This window comes from Kurthia senegalensis, assembly GCF_000285595.1.
Taxonomy (GTDB): Bacteria; Bacillota; Bacilli; order Bacillales_A; family Planococcaceae; genus Kurthia; species Kurthia senegalensis.
Map to the genome: position 1 here is coordinate 295,130 of NZ_HE611064.1, position 6,787 is coordinate 301,916.

The following is a 6,787-nucleotide window of genomic DNA, read 5'->3' on the forward strand; positions in this document are numbered from 1 at the left end:
TTCTTCGAAATACTCGAAAAAAGGTCGTTTTAAATAATTGTCACAACGGATTAAAGTGTTTCCTCATCATTTGTTACTCGTGCAACTTCTTCATGAAGACTCCAATCGCTGAAACTCCCCATATATAATTGAACATTTGGATAATCCATTTCTTTTAACATCGCAAAAAGAGGTGAAGCTGTAACGCCACTGCCACAATAAACGATAATCGATTCATCTTGTGAAACCGTTGCTTTAATGGCTGCATTTTCTCGCAATTCGTTATTTTGAATGAGTTGTTCCCAATCAAAATTACGTGCGGTTGGAATATGACCTGCTATGTGATCAATTGGTTCAAAATCCCCGCGATATCTCGCTGCTGCTCGCGCATCTAACAATACGTTCATACGCTTTCCATCTACGACTTCTTTCACGTATGCACGGTCGACATAAACGGATTCATCCCATTGAATCGGCATCGCTGTCTGTTCAACTAGTTCGTCCTTAGTCGTTGAAAAACCTGCTTCACGCAATCCTTCATATCCCTCTCGAACAATTTTCACCTGTTTAAAGCCACCGTATACGAGTATAAAATACGCACGAGCTGCAAAAGGTTGCCCACCTTCGTCGTAGACGTAAATCGGTTGATCGTACGTTAAGCCCGATTGGTGATAAAGTACTTCTAATTGTTCTTTCGTAGGCATTGGATGACGACCGTTTGTTGATTGCATATCCGATAAATCGTCTTCGATATCCCAATAAATGGCCTTTTCAATATGGCCGTTCGCAAATTGTTGTTTGCCATAATCTCGATTAGCTAAATCAAACCGTGCATCAATGAAATGTCCTCTTTTTTGTACATCTTTTGCTGAAATGAATACGCTCATTTTATTACGCTCCTGTCACTAAGTTCGTATAAATCGATTTCCATTCTGCCAATTTACTATCTTCTTGTAATAAAGCACGTTCTGTTTCTATTTGACGTAAGCCTTGTTTTTGTAAATCTAAGCGAAGTTCATCAGCCATTTGTGTAATAATCTCATTTGCCCAATCAGTTAAACGAGCGCTTTGCTCATCTAAATACGCTTTCGCATCTGGTTTTGATACTTCTTCCAAACGGTCACGCAATTGGAAACGTTCATTTTTCTCGAAGAAAGCTTTCGAGTTTTTAAACAATTTATTTACTTCTTTGTATTTATTGTAGTTATCAAATGGACCTGTGAATTCAAGAATTTCTGGATCTTCCATTTCAAATGGCATAAATGAGAAACTTTCATTCAAATCTTTCATTTTACGAACATCTGTCGTATAACGTTCTTTAAAACGGTTCGTAATGAATTTAGAAAGGCGGAAATTCGTTACGCGCATTTCTTGTTCGAAATCAAAGCTCAATGATGCAACTAATTCTTTTAAAGCAAAATCAAGTGCAACAGACGTTGATTTCGTGCTGAATACCGCTGGATTATAAGACTCTTTAAAGAAATCTGTGTAACGTAAGTACACACGTTGTAACACGTAGTAAACTAAATCTTTTTGTTCTGTCGCTTCGTCTTTTTGAATAACAGCTGCAGCGGATTGTCCAAAATATTTCGTAATAAACGATTCAATTGAAGAAAGTTCTTCTAAACGTTCATCTTTACGCGCTAAATTCAGTTCTGTTTGTTCAATTAATGATGAAAGACGCTCCTCTGTTTTCTCCGTTTCTTCTGCTAATGATTGAACAGCAATCGCCGTTAATTCATTTTCTAAGAAATGGTGGAAGTTTTCTTCAAAAGGTTGCATACCAGATTCAAAGTTTTGTTTCTCTACTTTTTCTTTTAAAGCGAGTAAACTAGATACGCCGAAAAGACGTGGTTTACGAATACCAAAACGTAATAATTCATTACGCACGTAATCGATTACATCATTGCGTTCCTCATCATCAGAAGCTAAATCAATCGCATTCACAACGAAGAACATTTTATCTAATTCAAACGCATCTTTCACACGACCTAATTGAATTAAAAATTCACGGTCTGCACGTGCGAAGGCATGGTTATAGTACGTAATAAATAAAATGGCATCGGCATTACGAATGTATTCAAATGCAACACCTGTATGACGTGCATTAATTGAATCTGCCCCTGGTGTATCTACTAGTGTTACACCCATACGTGTCAATTCACAATCGAAATAGAAATCGATTGAATCAACGAAACATGAACGATTTTCTTGTGCGACAAATTTTTCGAAGTCTTCGTAATTCGTACGCAACACCGTTCCTAACTTCTCTTTGAACAGTGGATACCCTTCACTGAAAGCACGTACGAATGATTTGTGTACGTGTAAGCGTTCATCGACTAACTCGATATCTAATGCTTGTTGTGCTTTCGCAAAAGCATCTTCTAATGACGTTGCATCTACACCAATCGCTGCATAAGATGCGATAATATCTTCTGTCATTTGCTCCACTGTTTTCAATTTCACATCTGCTGTTTCGTGTGGATGTTCTGGTGATACTGGGCGAATTTTATTAATCGCTGCCGTCGTTGGATTCGGTGATACAGGTAACACTTTTTGTCCCATTAATGCGTTAGAGAAAGAAGATTTCCCAGCACTAAACGCACCGAATAAAGCAATCGTGAAATCTTTTTCTTCTAAACGAGCGATTTTATTACGAAGGTACGTAGAAATTTCTTCAAACCCATCAATCGGTTCAACAGCGTTCGCTGTACGTAAAGCATGTTCTACGGTTGCAGCAAGTTGTATATTGTATTGTTGTTGCGTTTCTTCTTCTGCTTGGTCTTCTGCGACCATTTCTTCTTCTACTGTAATCATAGAAGGATCGAAATGACGCATTTGATCATACGCTTCGCGACGTTCTTTGATCCAATTATTCGTTAATTTATCAGCTTCTTGATTGATCGTATGAATATCAACATTTTGTTGAATACCAAAATATTTTTCTTGTGCTTCTACTTGTTTGAATGCACGAATAATCTGTACTTTTTCTTCTAATGTACGTTTTTTCTTTTTAAGTGGCTCAATGTGCGTCGCGGCTAACAGTTCAACCATTTCTTTTTTATTTTGTTTCCAATCGTCTGTTTCACGCTTAAACCAAATACGTGTTGCCGATACGACACGATTAGCGAAGTTCAATAACGCGTCACCAGCTGTTGCATTTTGACGGTATTCCCCTTCAATAACGCTAAATGGAATATCAAACTTAAAATCATCGATTGCTAACGACTCTTCATCTGATAAAGCACCGACGTCTTTTAAAGATTGCTTCATAATCGTTAACATATGCCCTGAAATTTGAGCACCGATTACTTCTTTATATTTCGCCTCTAAAGCTGTTTTTCGTGCTAGACGTTCGGCTTCTGTTTTTTTCTTTTTACCGAATAGTCCCCCAACGCTAAAGTCTAATTGCATCGATTCTGCATATTTTGCTAATAAGTCACGTAATTCAAATGGCATTAAAACGGCATTTTCTAATAACTCATCCACTTTCGTGTTGTAGTTAATTTCCCATTTATCAACCGAATACAATTCTAATTGACGAACGACCGTTTCATATTCAGCTACAATATCGTCTTTACGCTCCCAATCATCTTCTGATAATATTTCTGAGCTGCCTTCAAAAATTTCTTGTTTTTGCTGTGCTAAATATAAACCATGTTCTGCTTGAAGTTGTGCAATTGTATTTTCAGCGTTCGCAACGAGTTGGTCTTGCCAGCCATCCATACTGTCCATAACGATCGTTTTCACTTTTTCAAAATCATTGTGTGGATTGTTTACGTCACGTAGTGATGTAAAGAACATCCCTTTCGGTACGACGCCCCAATTAGCAAATGATTGTGCAGCAGATTGTTTAAATTCTTCAAATGAAAGTTCCACATCTTTATGTTTATCAATTTGGTTCACGATTAAGTAAACGTTTGGATTGTATTTCATTAACGTTTTCGTAAATTGGAAATTTAATTCTGATTGAACATGATTGTAATCCATTACGTAAAAAACAATGTCCGCTAAGTGAAGCGCTGATTCTGTAGACATGCGGTGTGCGTCATCTGTCGAATCGACTCCTGGTGTATCCATTACCGTCACGCCTTCTGGTAATACAGACTGGCTATGACCAATTTCAATTTGTGACACGAGTGCCCCATTCTTCGCAAATTCTTTCACTGTTTTAATGTCGTAATCTGCGTCGAATTTAACCGGTTCATCATCTACTAAATATGCGATTGCATAATCATCTTTTGATTTATGTACCTTTACAACGTTGGCACTTGTAGGAATAGGACTTGAAGGAAGCAATTGATCACCTGTTAAGGCGTTAATCATGCTGGATTTACCTGCCGAGAAATGCCCCGCAAATCCAATTGTAAATTCCTTTTTAATTAGTTTGTCTGCAAATAAAATAGACTTTTGCATGCGCTCGTCATCTTCATTGCGCTTGTATGTCATGTAATTCAATGCAGTTTGCTTTAATAGCAATTGAATTTTTTCTTCAAAATTCGCCATTTTTAGTTCAAACTCCTTTATATACGTATATTGACTGTTCACACTTTAGCCATGTTTCCTATCTCATTTTACACGACTCATAAAAAAAATCCTCCTTATTCAGGAAGATTTTTATTGTTAACGTAAATGAGCTGTTGTTTTCGTTAATACTTGCTTCATTACGACTGCATAAACAACGACTGCGCCTCCGATAAATGCTGCTACCATCTCGTCTCGCTCCTTTAAAATATAAAATATTATATGTAAACTTATAATGAAATTCATTCTCATTGATTATCATTATCATATAAAACATTTCAAAAAACGTCAAGTGTGATTAGTATTTTTCATTTCCTCTATGGTACACTAGATTAAAAGTCACAAAAGAGAGGTTAAATATGAGTAATTCAAACCAGATACAAATTCTTTTAAATGGGTTGATTAAAGCATTACAAGAAGTCATTCCGCAAAATGTAAAAATTGGTGCCCCCTCTTTATATAAACAACCGTTCACACAACACGAAGCAGGTGTTTTAATTGGGATTATTGGGGATCTTCGTGCACGTATTATTTTAGAATCGAAAACGTCGATTTTTAGTCAGATCGGTCTTGCGATGTATGGTATGGAAATTAATGGTGAAATGCTTGAATCATTCATCGGTGAATTTGGAAATATGACAGCTGGTAAGTTTTGTACATATTGTGTTGAGCAACAGTTCGATTTAGACATTACACCACCTACTGTTATGATTGGTGAAACGAAACTATACGGTTTTCAACACGCTTTTAAACTTCCTATTACGATTTCAGATCTCGGCGAGATGAATGTTCTATTAACAATTGATGATGACGATTACTGACAAAAAAGCTAGGAGTATAATAATGAAACAAACTGTAAGAAAAGAGTCATCGGAATGTTAAATTCCGAAGTTAATCTAACAATCTGAGACAACTTAAAAAATGACACGTTCAAAGGAATCTAATCTTTAGAGGTGTTTTTAATAGACAAAATTCATACGAAGCAAAATAAAGTAGTTAAGATGAAATTTACACAAGTACTACTGAAAGAATTTATGGACGTATGTGGGAGTACAAAATAATCGTCACATTGATCATCAATCGGTGAATAATAGAGAGACATTTTATCTTGAAGGACTTTTGAGCACAACAAATGGCATTGTCATTCAGTCCTACATCAACTACTGTAATTCAAATTATCTTTCATCGACTCAATAATGGAAAAGGTCATTCAACAAGAATTTGATGGTGTTGAGTCGGTAAAGAGTATGAGTGGAATACCTGGCAGAGAACTTGCAAACGAGGAGACTTCAGCCATGACTAAAGAAAGCGTCCATCAAGTTCGACTTAAAAGAAGTGTCTTTTTTACACTGTCTCACTTTCATCGTCAATTTCCTCTGACCGCTCTTTTTATTTAACTACGATTTTACATATTCCTTTTTATGTATATAAAGGTTTAATTTTACGTTAATATGTTTTTATTTTCAATGAAAATATAGGTGTATTTTATGTTTTTTAACATGAAAATACGTTGGTATACGTACTTTTAGCTCATTTTTGCAATATTCTTCCATTGCATTTTTATATAGCGCTCGTTAAACTTATAAATTAATAAGACGAAAAAGTCAGACTTTTGTTCCTTCGCATATTGCACACATACATATGTTTTTCTTTTTCACTTACCCATTTTTATTCACTTGGTTGTTTTATAAATATAAATTAACTATAGAGAGCAATCAAAATAGATTGCAAAGGGAGGATTACCAATGTTTAATTATCAAAAGAGTACACTCGTTACGTCACAGGAAAGATTTGAATTTTTTGAGCAGAACGTTTCTAACATCCCCGTTTTAAAGCAGTTAATTTCAAACCATGAACAAACTTCATTTTTTTATGCGCTTTGTCGCGATCTTTGGTTTGCACTGAGTGAACAGCGCTACGAACCAATTTTAAATCGAGAAACCGCCAATGAGCAGCCTTTGCAATATACGATGATTAAGCAATTTATTCAACATCCAACATTTGAATATATCGTTGAACTGTCTCATCAAGAACGCCAAAATACGTTAGCGAACGCTTTCATACTCGGTGATTTTTTCTATAATTGGCTGCAATGCGAACTAGAAAAAAAGACATTTCATTCTGAAGGAGCACGTTTACAATATGTTTTAGAATTAACATCTTTCACGCAGGCAATTGAAGGAAGTGCTCAATATTTAACACATATGTACGAGCGCTTAAATAACGAACCAATCGATTTTTGTAAATTAATGTCTTGCTCTTTTGCCGTACAAGCTGCCTTTTA

The 6,787-nt window shown here is 35.9% G+C and carries 4 protein-coding genes; 2 read left to right on the top strand and 2 right to left on the bottom strand.

Annotation, left to right across the window (positions count from 1 at the left end; translation table 11 throughout):
* Positions 1 to 50: 50 nt before the first annotated feature.
* On the bottom strand, positions 51 to 866 hold the full coding sequence (locus tag KSHG_RS01850; protein WP_010300989.1) for a sulfurtransferase: 816 nt from the start codon (positions 864 to 866) through the stop codon (positions 51 to 53).
* A 4-nt stretch (positions 867 to 870) separates the two neighbouring features.
* On the bottom strand, positions 871 to 4,485 hold the full coding sequence (locus KSHG_RS01855) for a dynamin family protein (protein WP_010300992.1): 3,615 nt from the start codon (positions 4,483 to 4,485) through the stop codon (positions 871 to 873).
* Between the two features lie 377 nt (positions 4,486 to 4,862).
* On the opposite strand from KSHG_RS01855, the gene KSHG_RS01865 reads away from it, so the two are divergent.
* A complete protein-coding gene (locus KSHG_RS01865) occupies positions 4,863 to 5,324 on the top strand; it encodes a chemotaxis protein CheX (protein ID WP_010300996.1) in 462 nt (153 codons plus the stop codon).
* 924 nt (positions 5,325 to 6,248) lie between these two features.
* On the top strand, positions 6,249 to 6,787 hold a 539-nt coding region (locus KSHG_RS18460; protein WP_010301001.1), incomplete at its 3' end, for a hypothetical protein.